At 63.6% G+C, this 17978-nt stretch carries 17 protein-coding genes and 2 tRNA genes; 8 read left to right on the plus strand and 11 right to left on the minus strand.

The window, feature by feature from the left end:
* Nucleotides 1-54 precede the first annotated feature (54 nt).
* The 3 genes from bcp (at nt 55) to CN97_RS03020 (ending at nt 2545) form a co-directional block, all read left to right on the plus strand.
* Nucleotides 55-519: a thioredoxin-dependent thiol peroxidase gene (gene bcp / locus CN97_RS03010; protein WP_035706699.1), complete on the plus strand. Its 465-nt coding sequence runs from the start codon at nt 55-57 to the stop codon at nt 517-519.
* A 213-nt stretch (nt 520-732) separates the two neighbouring features.
* The gene (locus CN97_RS03015) at nt 733-2070 is read left to right on the plus strand and encodes a M23 family metallopeptidase (RefSeq protein WP_035706702.1); all 1338 of its coding nucleotides are present in this window, start codon (nt 733-735) and stop codon (nt 2068-2070) included.
* Nucleotides 2060-2545 (plus strand): bactofilin family protein, encoded by a 486-nt coding sequence (locus CN97_RS03020; protein WP_035706704.1) that lies wholly within the window; start codon nt 2060-2062, stop codon nt 2543-2545. Before CN97_RS03015 ends, CN97_RS03020 begins: the two co-directional genes overlap by 11 nt.
* Before the next feature lie 58 nt (nt 2546-2603).
* Here CN97_RS03020 and pgi read toward each other — a convergent pair whose 3' ends face one another.
* The 7 genes from pgi to CN97_RS03055 form a co-directional block, all read right to left on the minus strand.
* Nucleotides 2604-4214 carry a glucose-6-phosphate isomerase gene (gene pgi / locus CN97_RS03025; RefSeq protein ID WP_035706705.1) on the minus strand — a complete coding sequence of 537 codons (1611 nt, stop codon included), beginning with the start codon at nt 4212-4214 and terminating at the stop codon, nt 2604-2606.
* Nucleotides 4215-4217: 3 nt separating this feature from the next.
* Entirely contained in the window at nt 4218-4886 is a 669-nt protein-coding gene (locus tag CN97_RS03030; RefSeq protein ID WP_035706706.1) for a 6-phosphogluconolactonase, read from the minus strand.
* A gap of 21 nt (nt 4887-4907) precedes the next feature.
* Nucleotides 4908-6365: a glucose-6-phosphate dehydrogenase gene (gene zwf / locus CN97_RS03035; RefSeq protein ID WP_035706708.1), complete on the minus strand. Its 1458-nt coding sequence runs from the start codon at nt 6363-6365 to the stop codon at nt 4908-4910.
* 106 nt (nt 6366-6471) lie between these two features.
* Nucleotides 6472-7422, minus strand: a complete 951-nt coding sequence (gene speB / locus CN97_RS03040) for an agmatinase (RefSeq protein ID WP_035706711.1) — start codon at nt 7420-7422, stop codon at nt 6472-6474.
* A gap of 30 nt (nt 7423-7452) precedes the next feature.
* Entirely contained in the window at nt 7453-8037 is a 585-nt protein-coding gene (locus CN97_RS03045; protein WP_035706717.1) for an HNH endonuclease, read from the minus strand.
* Nucleotides 8038-8245: 208 nt separating this feature from the next.
* Complete coding sequence (locus CN97_RS03050) at nt 8246-8908, minus strand: alpha/beta hydrolase (RefSeq protein WP_035706720.1); 663 nt, start codon at nt 8906-8908, stop codon at nt 8246-8248.
* On the minus strand, nt 8905-9549 hold the full coding sequence (locus CN97_RS03055; RefSeq protein ID WP_035706723.1) for a DNA-3-methyladenine glycosylase family protein: 645 nt from the start codon (nt 9547-9549) through the stop codon (nt 8905-8907). Before CN97_RS03055 ends, CN97_RS03050 begins: the two co-directional genes overlap by 4 nt.
* 93 nt (nt 9550-9642) lie before the next feature.
* Between CN97_RS03055 and CN97_RS03060 the strand changes: the two genes are divergently transcribed.
* Both CN97_RS03060 and gloA2 read left to right on the plus strand, forming a co-directional pair.
* Nucleotides 9643-10845 (plus strand): MFS transporter, encoded by a 1203-nt coding sequence (locus CN97_RS03060; RefSeq protein ID WP_035706726.1) that lies wholly within the window; start codon nt 9643-9645, stop codon nt 10843-10845.
* Nucleotides 10842-11252 carry an SMU1112c/YaeR family gloxylase I-like metalloprotein gene (gene gloA2 / locus CN97_RS03065; RefSeq protein ID WP_035706729.1) on the plus strand — a complete coding sequence of 137 codons (411 nt, stop codon included), beginning with the start codon at nt 10842-10844 and terminating at the stop codon, nt 11250-11252. The genes CN97_RS03060 and gloA2 overlap by 4 nt, the downstream gene beginning before the upstream one ends.
* On the opposite strand, the gene CN97_RS03070 is transcribed toward gloA2, so the two are convergent.
* Nucleotides 11221-12861: an acyl-CoA synthetase gene (locus CN97_RS03070; protein ID WP_035706732.1), complete on the minus strand. Its 1641-nt coding sequence runs from the start codon at nt 12859-12861 to the stop codon at nt 11221-11223. The genes gloA2 and CN97_RS03070 overlap by 32 nt on opposite strands.
* Nucleotides 12862-13022: 161 nt before the next feature.
* Here CN97_RS03070 and CN97_RS03075 point away from each other — a divergent pair, with 161 nt between their 5' ends.
* Nucleotides 13023-14048: a LacI family DNA-binding transcriptional regulator gene (locus tag CN97_RS03075; RefSeq protein ID WP_035706736.1), complete on the plus strand. Its 1026-nt coding sequence runs from the start codon at nt 13023-13025 to the stop codon at nt 14046-14048.
* Nucleotides 14049-14100: 52 nt separating this feature from the next.
* Nucleotides 14101-14176 (plus strand) — tRNA-Arg (locus tag CN97_RS03080).
* 753 nt (nt 14177-14929) lie between these two features.
* Here the strand turns inward: CN97_RS03080 and CN97_RS20515 are convergent.
* From CN97_RS20515 to CN97_RS03095, 3 genes are all read right to left on the minus strand, one after another.
* Entirely contained in the window at nt 14930-15103 is a 174-nt protein-coding gene (locus CN97_RS20515; RefSeq protein WP_176408593.1) for a hypothetical protein, read from the minus strand.
* Nucleotides 15104-15465: 362 nt separating this feature from the next.
* Nucleotides 15466-15539 (minus strand) — tRNA-Cys (locus CN97_RS03090).
* Between the two features lie 417 nt (nt 15540-15956).
* The gene (locus CN97_RS03095) at nt 15957-17180 is read right to left on the minus strand and encodes a GTP-binding protein (RefSeq protein ID WP_035706742.1); all 1224 of its coding nucleotides are present in this window, start codon (nt 17178-17180) and stop codon (nt 15957-15959) included.
* Between the two features lie 551 nt (nt 17181-17731).
* Here CN97_RS03095 and CN97_RS03105 point away from each other — a divergent pair.
* A partial coding sequence (locus CN97_RS03105) for a hypothetical protein (RefSeq protein ID WP_169743189.1) occupies nt 17732-17978 on the plus strand: 247 nt, incomplete at its 3' end.

The raw sequence follows: 17978 nt of genomic DNA on the forward strand, positions 1-17978 counted from the left end.
CGGATGGCTCTTGCAGCAAAGCCACGCTACCTTCTGCCCCGTCAGGAGACCGCCATGATAGAAGTTGGCCAGCCCGCCCCGGATTTCACGTTGCCGCTCAGCAACGGGGAATCGATTACGCTTTCGTCCCTGCGTCCTCGCAAGGTCGTCGTGTATTTCTACCCCAAGGCCGACACTCCCGGCTGCACCACGGAGGCGCTTGATTTCTCTGCGCTGCTGGCGGATTTCGACGCAGCCGATACAACGGTCATCGCCATTTCCAAGGACCCCGTCACTGCGCATGAGAAGTTCGCCCGGAAGCATGGTCTTTCCGTGCTGCTGGCCTCCGATGCAGAAGGCGACACGGCGGAGCGCTATGGCGTTTGGGGCGAAAAGAAGATGTATGGCCGCACATTCATGGGGCTGACGCGCGCGACCTTCCTGATCGACAGCGAAGGGCGGATCGCGATGGTCTGGCCCAAGGTCAAAGTGGCAGACCACGCGGCAGAGGTGCTGAAAGCCGCGCAGGAGTTGCATTAGCGCAAGTGATTCTCCTGCAACGTTTTAGCGATAATCTGCATGGCGCAATGAAACCGGCAAGATCCCGCCGACAATAGTCCTTCTTTGGCAAGACGGCGCCATGGAATTTCGTGGATTGTTGCCGGTCCAGTCTATCGCCAGTAAGCACTCAGAGCGTGAATGCTGGGAGCGGCCTTCACCCTCCTTACTGAAAACGACATACGGGACAGTAGTGTGACGGGGCGTCTGACCAACCGACTGAATGCCGCGCTTGAGCGCCGCCTGCCCGAGAAACGGGTCTTCCTCAAATCCGACACGGAAACACGGTTCATCCGTCTCCGCCCGCTGACACAAGCGGGTCTGCTCGCGGGGACCACCTTGGTGGTGGGCTGGACCATCCTGTCATCTGCCGTTTTCGTGATGGATGCGATCGGGGCCGGCGGCGTCCGGGAGCAGACGCGGCGGGAGCAGATGGTCTATGAGGCCCGGCTCAATGACCTGTCGGATGAACGCGATCAGCGGGCTGCGGAAGCTTCGGCGGCGCATGAGCGGTTCAATGTCGCGCTTGGCGGTGTCTCGGATATGCAGACGGCGCTCCTGTCCTCCGAAGACCGGCGCAAGGAACTGGAAACCGGGCTTGAGGTCGTGCGCCAGTCGCTGCGCAAGGCTCTTACGGAACGCGACGATGCGCGCACGCAACTCGCTCTGCTCCAGACGGAAGTCGATGAGAAACAGGACGAGGGCCTGACCGCCGCCCGGCTGGAGGATGAGCGGCGCACGCTCGACTACCTCACCGCGGCGCTCAGCACGACGGCCTCCGAGCGGGACAAACTCTCGCAACAGGCGACGGAAGCTCAGCAGCAGGCGGATATTCTCGCCCTTGAAAAGCGGCTCATGCAGGATCGCAACGAGCAGATTTTCGCCCGGCTGGAAGAGGCCGTCACCGTTTCCATGGAGCCGCTGGACAAGATGTTCAAGGAGGTCGGGCTGTCGGCCAGCAAGGTTATCACGGAAGTGAAGCGCGGCTATGACGGCCGAGGCGGGCCGCTGGTGCCGATGGGCATCTCGACCAAAGGCACTCCCCTCGACGCGGATACCGAACGGGCCAACGGCGTGCTCGGCTCGCTCGACCAGATCAACCTCTACCGGATGGCGGCGGAGAAAGTGCCCTTCGCGCTCCCCGTGCAGACCGCCTTCCGCTACAGTTCCGGCTTCGGCGGACGCGCCGACCCGTTCCGCAAGACCCGCGCGCGGCATGACGGGGTGGATATGGCGGGCGCGCATGGAAGCCCGATCCTCGCCACGGGCGAAGGGGTCGTCACCTTTGCCGGCTGGGCTTCGGGATATGGTAACCTGGTTAAAATCCAGCATGATTTCGGGTTGGAAACCCGCTATGGGCATATGTCCAAAATCCGCGTGAAAGCGGGGCAAAAGGTGTCGCGTGGGGACCGTATCGGTGATATGGGCAGTACAGGACGCTCAACCGGCACTCATCTGCATTATGAGGTGCGCGTCGGCGGATCCCCTGTGAACCCGATGACCTACATCAAGGCGGCACAAGATGTTTTCTAAGAGCAGGATTCAGGAACCGGGACCGAAGGCCACAGAGCCAGCAGCGGATGTTCCGGTCGCGAAAGGCAGCATGGACTACGCAGCAAGCACGACCCCCAAGACCAAGCCCCCCGCCTCGATCCTTTCTTCGGACCTGACGGTGACGGGCAACATCAAGACAAGCGGCGACATTCAGGTCGAGGCGAATGTGGAGGGCGACATCCGTGCCCATCTGCTCACCGTCGGGGAACAAGCGACCATCAAGGGGGAGATCGTCGCCGACGATATCGTCATCAACGGTCGGGTGATCGGCCGGGTGCGTGGCCTGAAAGTCCGCCTGACCTCCACCGCACGGGTGGAAGGCGACATCATTCACAAGACCATCGCCATCGAATCCGGTGCACATTTCGAGGGCTCCGTGCAACGTCAGGAAGACCCGCTCTCCAACGGGAAACCGGCCGCTCTTGCGGCGCCCGGCGCGGTTGATGCGGTCTGAACACCGGCCGGACTGAAGTCTGAAAAGGCGCCTCGCGGGGCGCCTTTTGCATTTCTGGTCAGCGGGATTGGGCTGAATCCCGGATATAGTTCACCAGCATCCGCGTGGATGCGTCCCGTTTTTCCGCCCCTTGCTTGCCCTGAACCACCGGGACCAGCGTGGCCGCAAGCTCCTTGCCCAACTCCACGCCCCACTGGTCGAAGCTGTTGATGCCAAGGATCACCCCTTCCACAAACACACGATGCTCATAGAGCGCGATGATCTGACCCAGCACGAAGGGGGTCAGCAAACGGTAAATCAGCGTGGTCGAGGGACGATTGCCAAGGAATACCCGGTGCCGCGCCTGACGTTCCAGCTCATCTCCGCTCAAACCTTGCGCCGCCACCTTCGCGCGGGCTTCGTCAAGGCTCCGGCCTCGGACAAGCGCCTCCGCCTGCGCGAGACAGTTGGAGATGAGAAGCTGGTGCTGATAGTTGTATTCCGGTTCATGCCCCTCTGCCGCAACAAGGAATTCGCATGGCACGATACGCGTGCCCTGGTGGATGAGCTGGAAGAAAGCATGTTGTCCGTTCGTGCCAGGCTCCCCCCAGACAATCGGACCGGAGTTCACCGTGAGGTCCGACCCATCCATCCGCACCCGCTTGCCGTTCGATTCCATGTCTAGTTGCTGGAGATAGGCGGGCAGCCGGGACAGGCGCTGATCGTAGGGCAGCACGGCGCGGGTCGCATAGCCGCAGACCTGCGCATGCCAGATGCCGATCAGGGCCAGCATGACGGGGATATTGTCGACCAGTGGCGCAGTCCGGAAATGGTCGTCCATCGACTGACCTCCGGCAAGGAAGCGCCGGAAATTCTCGCTGCCGATGGCGATCATCAGGCTGAGCCCGATCGGCCCCCACATGGAGTAGCGCCCGCCCACCCAATCCTCGAAGCCGAAAACTCGCTCCTCCGGGATGCCGAAGGCACAGGTTTTTTCCAGCGAGGAGGAAAGCGCCACGAAATGGCTCGCCGGTTCCAGCACGGTACCGGAAAGCCAGCGGCGTGCAGCTTCCGCATTGGCCATCGTCTCCTGCGTCGTGAAAGTCTTGGACGCAACAATGAACAAGGTCGAATGCGGGTCGAGCGCGTCCAGCGTATCGTGGATATGCGCGCCATCGACATTGGAGACGAAATGAACCCTTGGGCCGGTATGATAGGGGCGCAGCGCGATTGTCGCCATCGCAGGGCCAAGATCGGAACCACCGATCCCGATATTGACCACATCCGTCACGCGGCGACCTGCCACGCGGAAGCGCCCGGATCGCACATGCTCGGCAAAGCGGCACATCCGGTCCAGCGTTTCCCGCACCTCCGGCATCACATCCTGCCCGTCGACCAGAACCTCCCGGTCAAGATCGCGGAGTGCGGTATGCAGAACGGCGCGGTCTTCGGTCTCGTTGATCTTGTCTCCGCGGAACATCGCTTCGCGCCGGTCGATGACGCCGGTTTCGCGCGCGAGTTTCAAAAGCAGGTCTCGCCCCTCGTGATCGAGGTTGGTCTTGGAATAATCTAGCAGCAGGTCGCCCAGCCGGATGGAGAATTCCTCCACTCTTTCATCGGTCAGCAGCGACAGGATCGTGCGGTCTTCGTGGCTCTCCCGATAGGTGGAAAGCTCTTTCCAAAGCGTCATAGTTTACTCCGACCAGTGAATGCGCGCGCGGTCCAGCACAAGGGCAACGGGCGCCTTCAACGCCCCTGTCCTCCCTGATCCGCCTTGAGACAGGCCCAGTAGGGCCTGCCGTTTGTCATGACCCACGATCAGCAGATGGGCTTGTCGCGCATCCGCCAGTACCTCTGCCGAAAGGCTCACCCGCGGCTCGCCAGCAGCGGCGGCCTGTATTTCCACAACCGGAGGAGCATCAACGGCAAATGCCGCCTCCAGCCCTTCCGCTCCCGGAAAGAGGGAGGCGACATGCAGATCTGCCCCCATGCCGAGCAGCAGGATGTCGATGGGAAGAAGGGTGGCAACCGCTTCCCGGATCGTCTCGCCATCCTCCCCCCAAAGCGGCTGGAAGCCTGCCGAACTCGCAGGGCCGGTCAGCAGCCGCTCACGGATCAGCCGCGCATTGGAGCGATTGGAGTCTTCGGAGACCTGCCGTTCGTCCGTGGGCAAAACCGTCACCCGTGACCAGTCGAGCGGCACGGCGGCGAGAAGGTCAAAGACCGGGCCGGGCGTGGTGCCCCCGGGCACGGCAAGCGTGACGCGATCCTGTGTTTCGAGCGCGGCCTCCAGATCGGCGGCGACGGCCTCAGCAGCACCGGCAGCCCATTCTGCGCGGCTGGGATAGTCGATGAAATCCAACGCGTCCTCCTTCCGGGCAGGTCAGCCAGTGCGCATCTCGCGCCAACGGCGTCCGTCGCGATGCATGAGCATCAGCGCCTCCTCCGGGCCGGTGCTGCCCGGATCATACAGGTTCGGCCGGTCGCCGCGCCCCTCCACCGCCGCAAGGACAGGATCGGCCCAGGCCCAGGCGGCCTCAACCTCATCCCCACGCATGAACAGCGTCTGATTGCCCCGGATCACATCCATGATGAGGCGTTCATAGGCATCGGGCATGTCGGTCCCCTCCTCGCCCAGCGCCTCGGCGAACGACATGTCGAGCGGCACCTGAACAAGCCGCATTCCGCCCGGCCCGGGCTCCTTGATCATCACCTCAAGCGTGATACCCTCGTTCGGCTGCAAACGGATGACGAGCGTGTTGGCACGCCAGCCTTCGGCCTCATCGAACAGCGAATGCGGCGGCTCCTTGAAGACAACCGCGATCTCCGACGTCCGGGCCCGCAGCCGCTTGCCGGTGCGCAGGTAGAAGGGCGTACCTTTCCAGCGCCAGTTCGAGATCCGGCAGCGCAGCGCGATGAATGTCTCCGTCCGGCTGGAAGGCGCCTGAATGTCCTGAAGATAGCTCGCCATGCCGCCGCCCGAGGTATACTGCCCGCGAACCATATCGTCCGACCCAACCGGGTCCAACGCGCGGATCACCTTCAGCTTCTCGTCCCGCACGGCGTCCGGATCAAAGTGATAGGGCGGCTCCATCGCGATGAGGCACAGAAGCTGCATCATGTGGTTCTGCACCATATCCCGCATGGCGCCCGCGTCGTCGTAATAGCCGGCACGCCCCGCGACGCCCACCGTCTCCGCCACGGTGATCTGCACGTGATCGACATACTGCGCATTCCAAAGCGGCTCGAACAGGATGTTGGCGAAGCGCACCGCCATCAGGTTCTGGACCGTCTCCTTGCCCAGATAGTGATCGATCCGGTAGATCTGACTTTCGTCGAAATGCCGCGCCAGAACGGCGTTCAGCGCCCGCGCCGTGGAAAGGTCATGTCCAAAGGGCTTTTCCACCACGATCCGGCTGTCGCGATCGGCGATCCCGTAGTTATGCAGCCGCTCCGCCAAGGCACCGAAGAGGCTGGGCGCGACCGAGAAGTAGAAGGCATGGACCACGCCGGGGCGAATCCGGGCGGCCAGTTCCTTCCACCCCTCCTCCCCCGTTGCGTCGATGGGGACGTAGGACAGATGCGCGATGAACCGGTCCAGCGCCTCCGTATTGTTTTTCGCTCCGTTCACGAATTCAAGAACCGCGTCACGGGCGAAGACGCGGAACTCCTCCTCCGTCATGGAGGAGCGTGCGGCGCCGATCACCCGCGATTCTTGCGGCATCTGACCATCGAGAAAGCGGCGGTAAAGCGACGGGAATATCTTTCGGCGGGCGAGATCGCCCGTGCCGCCAAAAACCACAAGGTCGAAGGGATCGACCGGAATGATACGCGAGACCATCTGAATCCTTTGCGACCGCAAGATGAAAAACCGCCTCCCCCCAACGATTTCCGAGTCAGACTGTAGCATTCATGCGGTTAATGGAAAGTGGGGATACCGGCCGGTCCTACTCGGCCATCACGCAGAGGATCTCGAAAAGCAGCGAGGCAGCGAGCCAAGCCGTTCCACCGGATTGATCGAAGGGAGGCGAAACCTCCACCAGATCGGCGCCCGCGAAGGTGAGGCCCCGCAGTTCCCGCACCACGGAAAGCGCCTGAAACGCATTTGGCCCACCCACCTCGGGCGTGCCGGTGCCCGGGGCAAAGGTCGGGTCCACGAAGTCGATGTCATAGGAGAGATAGGCTGGCTCCTCCCCCACAATGCTGCGTGCCTCTGCCATCACATCGGAAATGCCGCGGGCGAAGAACTCCTCGATCCTGATGATGCGGATGCCATTCGCCCGGGCGAAGTCGATGTCATCACTGTCATAGCAGGTGCCCCGGATGCCGATCTGCACCATGCGCCGCGGGTCCAGCAGCCCTTCCTCCACCGCCACGCGGAACGGGTTGCCATGGGTCAGGGCGCGGCCACCGAAATAGGGCGGGTAGAGATCTGTATGGCTGTCGAAATGCACAAGACCAAGCGGGCCTTCCACCGCCAGCGCGCGTAGCACCGGCAATGTGCAAAGGTGATCGCCGCCGACGGAAATCGGCCGGATATTCGCGGCCCGCAGCCGGGATATGGCGTCCGTGATGCGCGCGAGCGTATCGGTGGTATCCACAGGATTCGGCCCGACATCGCCCAGATCGGCGCAGTTGCGTGCCTCGAATGGCCGAAGTCCGGTAACGGGATGCTGCGCCCGGATCATGGTGGAGGCATCACGAACCTGCCTTGGCCCGTGCCGGGCACCGGGGCGGTTGGAGGTGCCTCCATCCCACGGCAGGCCGATGAAGCCGATATCGACATCCGCATGGCGGGGATGATCCGGTGTCACATGCGGCAGGCGCATGAAGGTCGGCACACCGGCAAAGCGCGGCAGGCTCATGCCGGAAACCGGCTGAAAGAAACTGTCTGTCATTATGTCCTTGTTGCTGGTGCGCCGGACGTCTTATGCGTCCAGTTCGGCATCCCAGTATAGAAAGTCCATCCACGTCTCGTGAAGATGGTTCGGCGGAAAACGACGACCGTGATTGTGCATCTCATCCGCAGTGGGCGGCTTCGGCGGGCGGGTAAGGCGCATTCCCGCCTGCCTGAGGGACTTGTTGCCCTTGCGCAGATTGCAGGGGGAGCAGGCGGCCACCACGTTTTCCCAGCTCGTGACCCCGCCACGGGAGCGGGGGACGACGTGATCGAAGGTGAGATCACCGCGTGAGCCGCAGTACTGGCAGCAGAATTCGTCCCTCAGAAAAAGATTGAAGCGCGTGAAAGCCACGCGCTTCTGGGGTCTTACGAATTCTTTCAGCACCACGACGGAGGGTATTCGGAACTGCGCCCTCTGGCTCCGCACGGTCTGATCATATTCAGCGACGATGGACACCCTGTCGAGGAACACCGCCTTCACCGCCTCCTGCCAGGGCCAGAGCGAGAGCGGGTAGTAGGACAGCGGGCGATAATCGGCATTCAGAACCAGAGCCGGGAAATGCCTGAGCGACGCCGGTTCCCGCACGAAACTTGTCCTGAAATCGCCATCCATACGCGCCACACTCCCTGCTGCGGAGCACCGGGCAGAGCCGGTTTGGGGTGGCAGGAGCACCGCCCCGACAGCGTCACTATATCTGGCGTTTTCCATCAGGCAAGCCCCGCGATGCGGTGGGTTCGGCAAAGGAATGCCAGCAATCGGTTACAGTTGCGTGACGGACTTCCCGAGCCGGCCTTTCGAACCGCAGCAACCCCTGGCGCGCTCAGACAGGAAGCACGTTGCGGAGGAACTGCATGGCGACGGACAGGCCATCTGGCGCGATCCCGTGCCCCACACCGCGCGAGGTATGGGTGTAGACCTCGAACTCCGCATGCGTCAGGGCGTCGGCAGCACGCGACATATCCTCATAGGGAACCATCTCGTCCCGGTCGCCATGGATGAGCAGGACAGGGGGACGGCTGATCGTTTCGGCGGCAAGACGTTCGGGCTGAAGCAGCCTCCCGGAGAAGCCGACGACGCCCGCCATCTGCGCCTTGCGGCGAGGCGCGACATGCAGGCTCATCATCGTGCCCTGCGAAAAGCCGACCAGCGCCAGCGCGGAGGCAGGCAACCCCTCCTCCGCGAGTCTCGCATCCAGAAAGGCGTCGAGATCGGCCACGGCGGCCTCGAAGCTCGCCCGGGCAACCTCCTCCGGCGAGCCATCCAGCCGGGGGATGGGAAACCACTGGTAGCCGAAAGGGTTGCCCAGCGACCGCTCCGGCGCATTGGGCGCGACGAAGACGGTATCGGGCAGATGCGGGCCGAGCGGCTCGGCCAGTCCCAGCAGATCGGCACCATCCGCGCCATAGCCGTGAAGAAAGACCACAAGGCTTTTCGCCTTGCCCGAACGTGGGGCCTTCCGGCCGAACTCCAGATCACGCGTCATCTGATACCCTCCCGCTGCTTGGCCACCCGGTAGTAGGCCCAGAGCAGACGGGCCGCAACTCCCCGCCAGGGCGACCAGTCCTCGGACATGCGGCGCAGTTCCTTCTCCGAGGGCCGCCCTTCCATCTCAAACAGCAGCCGGGCAGCTTCCTGAAGCGCGAGATCGCCGGGCGCAAAGACATCGGCACGGCCAAGGGCGAACATCGCATAAATCTCCGCCGTCCAGCGGCCGATACCCGGCACGGCGACGAGGGTAGCGACCACTTCCTCCAGCGGGGCATCGCGCAGCAGGTCGAAGTCAATCGCCGCTTCCGCCAGCGCGCGGGCATAGCGCGCCTTCTGCCGCGACAGCCCGGCACCCCGGAGCGCATCGTCCTCCGCCAGCAGTATGGCCGCCGGCGTCACCAGCCCGGCAGCAGCGAGGCGGGCCATGATGGCATCCCCCGCCGCCACGCTGACCTGCTGACTGACGATGGCATCCAGCAGCGGCAGGAAGCCATCGGCCCGCCTGCGGAGCGGCAACGGCCCCGTCAGTTCCAGCGCGCGGGCAAAGCGCGGCTCACGCAGGGCAAGCCACTCCGCCCCCTCTGCCACGTCATCCTCGATGAGAATGAGCCTGCCTATGTCACGGATATCGTTCATGGGCCGATCATGGCCGGAGCCTTCGGCCTCTGCAAGCCACCTTCCCTTTGACAGGGACCGGGACTAGGCATTGGGTGAAACAAGGGATCGCCCATGGCCGACACCACTTCCCCCCGCATCCGCCGGAACGTGCGCCTGCTCATCGCGGCACAGGCGATCCTTGGCTCGCAGATGCCGATGATCTTCGCGATGGCGGGTCTGGCCGGGCAGAGCCTCGCCCGCAACCCCTGCTGGGCCACGCTGCCGATCTCGGCCATGGTGTTCGGCTCCATGACCACGGCGCCATGGCTCTCACCGCTCATGCAGCGGCGAGGGCGGGCGGCGGGATTCGTGCTCGGCGCGATGGCGGGAGCGGTCGGCGCGGCGCTGGCGGCACTGGCGCTCTGGACATCGTCCTTCTGGCTGCTGGTGCTCGGCGGCTACTTCAGCGGCATTTATCAGTCGGCGCAGGGCTTCTACCGCTTCGCCGCCGCCGATGAGGGGGCGGAGGCCGACCGTGCGCGCGCCATTTCCCGCGTCATGGCGGCGGGTCTTGTGGGCGCGGTCGTCGGCCCGCAACTGGTGACGCTGACGGCCTTCGGGCTGGTCGTGCCGTTCGTCGCCTCCTATCTGGTGATCGTGGTGCTGAACCTCGCCGGATCGCTGCTGTTCGCCTTTCTCGACATGCCCCCGCCCCGCAAGGCGGCGGAGGGAGGACGACCGATGCGGCAGCTGCTGCGCAATCCTGCCATCGTTGTCGCCATGATCTGCGGCATGGTTTCCTATGCGCTGATGAACCTCGTGATGACATCCACTCCGCTGGCGGTCATCGGCTGCGGCTTCGGCCAGCGGGAGGTTTCGGGGATCATCACCGCGCATGTGCTGGCCATGTTCGTGCCGTCCTTCTTCACCGGTACGCTGATCGCGCGGTTCGGTGTCATACCGATCATCGGTACCGGGCTGGCGATCCTGGCCGGCGCCGGGCTGGTCGCACTGGCGGGCGTGACGCTGCCACATTTCTTCGTCGCGCTGATCCTGCTGGGGCTCGGCTGGAACTTCGGCTTCATCGGCGCCACGGCGTTGCTCACCCGCTCCCACCGGCCGGAGGAGCGGGGGCGCGTACAGGGGCTGAACGATCTTCTGGTCTTCGGCGGCGTGACGGTAGCTTCCCTGTTCTCGGGCGGGCTGATGAACTGCACAGGCGCCGGCAACGCGGTGGGAGGCTGGAGCGCGGTAAACCTTGCCATGCTTCCCTTCCTGCTGCTCGCGGGCGGCGCGCTTGTCTGGCTCGCGCGGAACGGGCGGCAGGCGGCATGATCCGGGCCTTTCACCACGTCGCCATCATCTGCGCCGACTACGCCCGGTCCCGCGCGTTCTACACCGAGGTGCTGGGGCTGCGCATCATCGCGGAAACATGGCGGGCGGAGCGGCAGTCCTGGAAGCTCGACCTCGCCCTTCCGGGAGGCGGGCAGATCGAGCTTTTCTCCTTTCCGGGCGCCCCGCCCCGCCCCGACCGGCCGGAGGCGCAGGGGCTGCGCCATCTCGCCTTCGCTACCCAGGACATCGGCGAGACGGTGAGCCAGCTGACCGCGTCGGGCGTGAATTGCGAACCGATACGCGTCGATGCCCTCACCGGCGCGCGCTTCACCTTCTTCCGCGACCCGGACGGACTGCCGCTCGAGCTCTACGAGGTCACGCCCCCTTCGCCTGCTCCCGCAGCCTGAACTTCTGCACCTTGCCTGTCGACGTGCGGGGGATATCGGTGAAGACCACCAGGCTCGGGCATTTGAACCGCGCAAGGTGCTGGCGGCACCAGTCGAGCATCTCCTGCTCCGTCGCCGTCTGACCCGGTTTCAGCTCCACATAGGCGGCGGGCGTCTCACCCCACTTCTCGGAGGGATGCGCGATCACGGCACAGACCATCACGGCCGGATGGGCATAGAGGACGTTCTCCACCTCGATGGAGGAGATATTCTCCCCGCCCGAAATGATGATGTCCTTCGACCGGTCCTTGAGCTGCACATAGCCATCCGGGTGCATGACGCCGAGATCTCCGGAATGGAACCATCCGCCGGCAAAGGATTCCTCCGTCGCATGGGGGTTCTTGAGATAGCCCTTCATGACGATATTGCCCCGGAACATCACTTCCCCCAGCGTCTCGCCATCGGCGGGCACCGGCTCCATCGTCTGCGGATCGCGGACGGACAGCGCGTCGAGCGCCAGATACCGCACGCCCTGACGCGCCTTCCGCGCCGCCTGACCGGCGGCGGGCAGCGCGTCCCAGTCGTCATGCCATTCGTTCACGACCGACGGGCCGTAAGTCTCCGTCAGCCCGTAGATATGCGTGACGGCAAAGCCCGCCTCCGCCATCGCGGCGATCACCGCCTCGGGCGGGGGCGCACCAGCGACGTTGAACCGCACCGTGCCGGGCAGATCCCGCCGCTCCTCCGGCCGCGCATTCACCAGCGTCGCCATGACGATCGGCGCCCCGCACAGATGCGTCACGCCAAGATCGGCAATCGCGTCGTACATGGCCGCTGCCCGCACCCAGCGCAGGCAGACATGCGTGCCGCCCTGAATGGCCAGCGTCCAGGGGAAGCACCAGCCATTGCAGTGGAACATCGGCAGCGTCCAGAGATAGACCGGATGCCGCCCCATTTCCGCATGGATCGTGTTCGCATAGGCCATGAGCGCCGCGCCCCGATGGTGATAGACGGCGCCCTTGGGATTGCCCGTCGTGCCCGAGGTGTAGTTGAGCGCGATGGCATCCCATTCGTCCTGCGGCGGCAGCCAGTCGAACGCCTCCGACCCTTCGGAGAGAAACGCTTCGTAGTCGATCTCTCCGATTGGCGGACCCTTGGCATAGGGGCCGTCTTCCGGGAAATCGGGATCGTCGTAGCAGATGACCAGCGGGTCGACTTGCGCCATCGCCAGAGCCTCGCGCGCGACCTCGGCAAACTCCCGGTCCACGATGAGAACCTTCGACTCCGCATGATCGAGCTGGAAGGCGATGATCGCCGCGTCGAGCCGGGTGTTGATCGAGTGCAGCACCCCCCGCGTCATCGGCACGCCAAAATGCGCCTCGACCATGGGCGGCACATTGGGGAGCAGCACGCTCACCGTATCGCTCCGCCCGATCCCGCGCCCTGCCAAGGCGGAAGCAAGGCGGCGACAGCGCTTCCACAGCGCATCATAGGTGAGCCTGAAGCCACCGTTCACCACTGCCAGCCTGTCCGGGTAGACCGCCGCCGCCCGCTCCAGAAATGAAATCGGCGTCAGCGGCTGATGGTTGGCCGGGCTGCGGTCCAGAAAGTGATCGTAGGCTGATGACATGTCGTTCCTCCAGAAGTGGTTCACAGTGTAGTCCACGAAAACCGGCGGGGCGAGAGGGGGGCGGCGGCGGCGGAGCGGCGGCGCGCATGGTCCTGGCGGTTGCCTACTTGGAGAAAACACGGTCCGAGAGTAAAGATGCAGGATAGAGGAGAGCTTATCCCGTGTCAGACACCAACCCGCCCCCGGAAAACCGCCGCCCCCTGACGCTACGCGACGTGTCCGAGGCCTCCGGGGTCAGCGAAATGACGGTGAGCCGCGTTCTCCGCGACCGGGGGGATGTTTCCGAAGCCACGCGGGCAAAAGTCCGCGCCGCCGCCCGTGCATTGGGATATGTGCCGAACCGCATCGCCGGGGCATTGGCCTCCCAGCGGGTCAATCTGGTCTCCGTCGTCATCCCTTCCCTTTCCAACATGGTGTTTCCCGAAGTGCTGTCGGGGATCTCCGACCGGCTGGTCGGCACACCGTTGCAGCCCGTCATGGGCGTCACGGATTATTCGGACGAACGGGAAGAGGGTGTGCTCTACGAAATGCTTTCCTGGCGGCCGTCCGGCGTCATCGTCGCGGGGATGGAACACAGCCCTGCGGCCCGCGCCATGCTGGTCAACTCCGGCGTTCCGATCGTGGAGATCATGGACGTGGACGGCGAGCCTATGGACTCTGTCGTCGGCATTTCCCACCGGCGGGCAGGGCGGGAAACGGCCGAGGCGATCATCGCGTCGGGGTATCGCCGCATCGGCTTTCTGGGGACCAAGATGCCCTATGATCACCGCGCGCGGAAGCGAATGGAGGGGTTCGAAAAGGCGCTGGCGGAGTCCGGCATCACGCTCGCGGATCGTGAGTTCTACTCCGGCGGCTCTGCCCTGCTGAAGGGCCGGGAGATGACCGAAGCCATCATGAACCGGACGCCCGATATAGACTTTCTGTATTACTCCAATGACATGATTGGCGCGGGCGGGTTGCTTTGGTGCCTTGAGAAGGGGTTCGATGTCCCCAACCGCATCGGGCTTGCCGGTTTCAACGGAGTGGAGTTGCTGCAAGGCCTGCCCCGCCGCCTCGCCACAATGGATGCCGGCCGGCGGGAAATCGGCGAGAAGGCGGCCGAGATCATTGCCACCGGACTATCCGGCGTCCGTATTGAGCTGACACCAAAACTTCTGCGCGGCGATACGATCAGGCCAGCGCGTTGACCCTCTCCAGCGGGGTTGCGCAGACACCTGTTTTCCGCGACAACCACCACACGGCCCCGTAGCTCAGGGGATAGAGCGACCGCCTCCTAAGCGGTAGGTCACAGGTTCGAATCCTGTCGGGGCCGCCAGTTGTTATGGATATTTGTTTGATTGCGGTTTCGCACACTGCGCCCGCCATCCGCGGTGAGCGGCTGCATCGCTCATATTTCTTGATTCGCTTGTTTTGCACCGCCGAGGTTGATCGCCAGAGCTTCGAGATGGATCAGCAAGCGGCAGGAGGCGAGATGTCACGGAGCGCTGCCGTCCAACTGCTGCACATCCGACTGCCGGACGGAAGTTTGCGTTGTAAGGTCATGAGGCGGCGTGCCGAGCTGTATTGCCGCTGAGAACCTTACCGGCTGCGCGACACCCAAAGACGCGATGCACGAAAGCCCAGCAGGCTCTTACGCTGGGTGGGACTTGTCCGCCTGCGCGGGACATGCCTGCCGCCAGAGCGATCCTGCGGCCATTGCTCCCCGAAGACACTCGCTGTCCGCGCGGCTGAAGGGGATACGATCCGGGCGGGAATGTCGGGTAAGCGTCCGCGGCCAGCTCCCTTTCCATACCCCCTGGTATGCTGGCAGCGGTTTGCACGACGCGAGACGGTTGAACGCTATTCGATGAGATAGGCTCACAGCTGGCTGGGTTTACCGCTGAAAGTGATGCCTTGGGGCCGTGTAAAGCGTTCTGAAATCCTGAAAGACCGACCTGAAATACATCTCGTCCGATGCGTGGTCTGGTCCATCTTTCGCCCCCTGTCGGGCAGGAGATCGGCAGTCCCAGCACGTGACCTATGCCCTTCTGCCAGCGATCCCCTTGGTCTTCGACATAGCGCAGAAGGGTCACCTGCTGGCCGGCCAGAACCCCAGCACGATCTGAAAGGCATCGACGACGCGCATCAGCACCTCATCGCCTACCCCGCCCGCGAAACCGGCGAGCGTGCCTACCAAGGCGCCCAGCGTGACGGCGACCGCAGCCGCAGTCACGCCGACGAGCAGCGATGTCCGCGCCCCCATGCGCCAGCCCTGCCGCGATGTCCCGCGCCAGCCTGTCGGTACCGAGGGAGTGTGTTGCGTCGGTGATGGGTGGCAGCAGTGGCGCCCCGGCAATGCCCTCCCCTAGCGTCGCGGGAGGCGAGCTGATCCTGCGCTCGCGGCCGAACTGGCAGTGGCGGGGTGCAGCGATGAGCCGATCATGGCCGTGACAGAGCATAAAACCGGCGCCATGACCGCGCGCTCCGCAGGTTCCGCCCGTCAAAAAACGCGGGCCAAAGACGCGCAAACAAGGCGCGGAACCGGACTAGACATGAATGTTGCGGAATATGTTGCGAGAATATTATCGCAGCCGCTCAATCCAAACCTAAGTGTTTGAAAAATTTTGGAGGCGGGTACCGGAATCGAACCGGTCTTCACGGATTTGCAATCCGCTGCGTAACCTCTCCGCCAACCCGCCGTCCCTTTGAGGTATCGGGCACTTACCTTCTCGTGAACCAATAAGCAAGAGTATCGTGGCAATATTCACGTCTGCGCCCGCTCTGTTCTATCGTCCCCGAAACGCGCGATTCACGTCAGTCAACTGCGCTCTGCCTCTCCCTCCGAAGAAAGCGCTCTCCCGCCGCTCTTTATGTAACGACCTCCAGCTGGCACCCCTGCCGCGATAGGCAAGCCATCGGCCGGGCGGTTCATCAACAATAAAAACAATATGATAGCGACGCATCCGGCATATCCACCAAGCCGCCGAGAAGAGGGCTCGGTGCCATGCCGGACAGAGTGATGCCCGCTTTCGGAGGGGGCAGATCGACTTCTTCAACCTCTAACGGGCGGTTCGGCTCGGCCGCAAGGGTCTTCACCCGGCCCGGGCTTGGCGTCCCTACGCGACCCGCTTCTGCCCCCATTGCGGGAAGGGATCGGGCAGCTTCGCCCAGGCGTCAGGCGTGAAATCCGGTGCCTCGACCAAAGCGGCATCGAGACGCGCGATCAGCGCCTCCCTGTGCATTCCTGTGCCGATGAAAACCAGTTCCTGCCGGCGGTCGCCCCAAGGCTCCTCCCACACCTTCGCCACTTCGGCGAGGCTGTCGGGATGGGTGGGCCAGCGGTCGCGCGGGACCGAGACCCACCAACCGCCCAGCGGGGTCACGCTGGACATCGCACCGGCAAGGCTGAATTCGACCGCCCAGTTCGGACGGCTGGCAATCCAGAAATGCCCCTTGGCGCGGATCACGCCGGGCAGATCGCCGTTCAACAGGTCGTGGATTTTGCGCGGATGGAACGGACGTCGGGCGCGATAGACGAAGGACGAGATCCCGTATTCCTCGGTTTCGGGCAGATGGTTCTCGAAGCCATAGAGTTCCTTGGCCCAGAGCGGATGTTCATGCGCCCTGTCGAAATCGAACAGGCCAGTGTCGAAGATCGCCTCCGGCTCGACACGGGAGAAATCGGTTTCGATCAGCCGGGCATCCGGGTTCAGGGCGCGAACGATCTTGCGCGCCTGATCCAACCGGGCCGGGCCGGCTTCGGTCACCTTGTTCAGGATGATAACATCGGCGAATTCCATCTGGTCGGTCAGCAGGTTGACGAGCGTGCGCTCATCCTGCTCGCCAAGGCTCTCGCCGCGATCGGCGATGAAATCATGACTGGAGAAATCCCGGGTCAGGTTCACCGCGTCGACGACAGTGACCATGGTATCGAGGCGCGAGACATCCGACAGGCTGTCGCCTTCGGCATCGCGGAAATCGAAGGTCGCGGCGACCGGCAGCGGCTCGGCAATGCCGGTGGATTCGATCAGCAGATAGTCGAACCGCCCCTCTTCCGCGAGGCGCCGCACCTCGACCAGCAGGTCGTCACGCAGTGTGCAGCAGATGCAGCCATTGGTCATCTCGACCAGCTTTTCCTCGGATCGCGACAGCTCCGCCCCGTCGCGCACGAGGTCGGCATCGATATTCACCTCGGACATGTCGTTGACGATGACCGCCACCCGCCTGCCCTCGCGGTTGTTCAGGATATGGTTCAGGAGCGTGGTCTTTCCGGCCCCGAGGAAGCCGGACAGGACGGTGACGGGCAGGCGCGTGTCGCGCTTTTGCTGACTGGCTGGCATGGCATCCTCGTAAATGTAATGTTATTACGTTCGTTATTAATTGGAACCAACAAGGTCTGCAATGTGGTTTTTGTCGTCGGCTGGCCGGGAGTTGCCGGACCTCGGCGACGGAGAGCAGCAGAGGGTGCACCAATGCAGGAGGGCATAATGACCAGTGCGACCCGGGACGGGGTGACCGGCGGCCGCACTTTCTTATATTAAAGGCCCCCCAGCGCTCCGCTGCCATGAGCCGAGGTCGTGTCATCCGGTCGTCTGGAGGATCTGCTCACCCTCTACGCCAGCGATGCCATCCTGGTCCCGACGATGGCGGATGAGGTCGACGGACATGACAACAACGAACAGCGGGCCTTTCGAGAGCTTCCTTGCCAATCCCAACCTGCGCAAGCGCAGCAGCCTCAGGCTGGGGAGAGTGGTTTTCGGCAGGTAGTATACTTCCCCTTCGGTCGGGTCGGCGCCGAGCAGGCACTTCCGGCCCGCTTCCTATTCCCCTGCGAGGACATCGACAGGGTCTGGCTGATTACCGGACACCATTCCTCACGGATGCCCTCTTCATGATGTCCCGCTACGGAAACGCCATGTCTCTTTTCCTTTCTCTCCTCGCCTCGGCATCGAACAGATCGCGGAAGGTCGCGACCTCGCCCAAAAAATTCAATCCGTACGAATTGATCCTGGCCCTGAACACCGCGGCTCACAGCAGCGAGGTGTTGGTGATAGGCGTGATGACTGCCGAGGTGGCGGCCAGCAGCATCGAGACTGTGAGGCGCCTCTACTATCGCGCTCAGGAACTCACTGCAGCTT

Origin of the sequence: Haematobacter massiliensis (assembly GCF_000740795.1) — a bacterium.
Lineage (GTDB): Bacteria > Pseudomonadota > Alphaproteobacteria > Rhodobacterales > Rhodobacteraceae > Haematobacter > Haematobacter massiliensis.

Bases quoted from the DNA above. Each gene is read 5' to 3' on its own strand.
- CN97_RS20515 (WP_176408593.1), bottom strand. From the start codon at position 15,103: ATGGGGGCGCGGACATCGCTGCTCGTCGGCGTGACTGCGGCTGCGGTC.
- pgi (WP_035706705.1), bottom strand. From the start codon at position 4,214: ATGACGCTTTGGAAAGAGCTTTCCACCTATCGGGAGAGCCACGAAGAC.
- CN97_RS03070 (WP_035706732.1), bottom strand. From the start codon at position 12,861: ATGTCATCAGCCTACGATCACTTTCTGGACCGCAGCCCGGCCAACCAT.
- CN97_RS03020 (WP_035706704.1), top strand. From the start codon at position 2,060: ATGTTTTCTAAGAGCAGGATTCAGGAACCGGGACCGAAGGCCACAGAG.
- CN97_RS03055 (WP_035706723.1), bottom strand. From the start codon at position 9,549: ATGAACGATATCCGTGACATAGGCAGGCTCATTCTCATCGAGGATGAC.
- CN97_RS03095 (WP_035706742.1), bottom strand. From the start codon at position 17,180: ATGCCAGCCAGTCAGCAAAAGCGCGACACGCGCCTGCCCGTCACCGTC.
- gloA2 (WP_035706729.1), top strand. From the start codon at position 10,842: ATGATCCGGGCCTTTCACCACGTCGCCATCATCTGCGCCGACTACGCC.
- CN97_RS03050 (WP_035706720.1), bottom strand. From the start codon at position 8,908: ATGACGCGTGATCTGGAGTTCGGCCGGAAGGCCCCACGTTCGGGCAAG.
- speB (WP_035706711.1), bottom strand. From the start codon at position 7,422: ATGACAGACAGTTTCTTTCAGCCGGTTTCCGGCATGAGCCTGCCGCGC.
- bcp (WP_035706699.1), top strand. From the start codon at position 55: ATGATAGAAGTTGGCCAGCCCGCCCCGGATTTCACGTTGCCGCTCAGC.
- CN97_RS03045 (WP_035706717.1), bottom strand. From the start codon at position 8,037: ATGGATGGCGATTTCAGGACAAGTTTCGTGCGGGAACCGGCGTCGCTC.
- zwf (WP_035706708.1), bottom strand. From the start codon at position 6,365: ATGGTCTCGCGTATCATTCCGGTCGATCCCTTCGACCTTGTGGTTTTT.
- CN97_RS03060 (WP_035706726.1), top strand. From the start codon at position 9,643: ATGGCCGACACCACTTCCCCCCGCATCCGCCGGAACGTGCGCCTGCTC.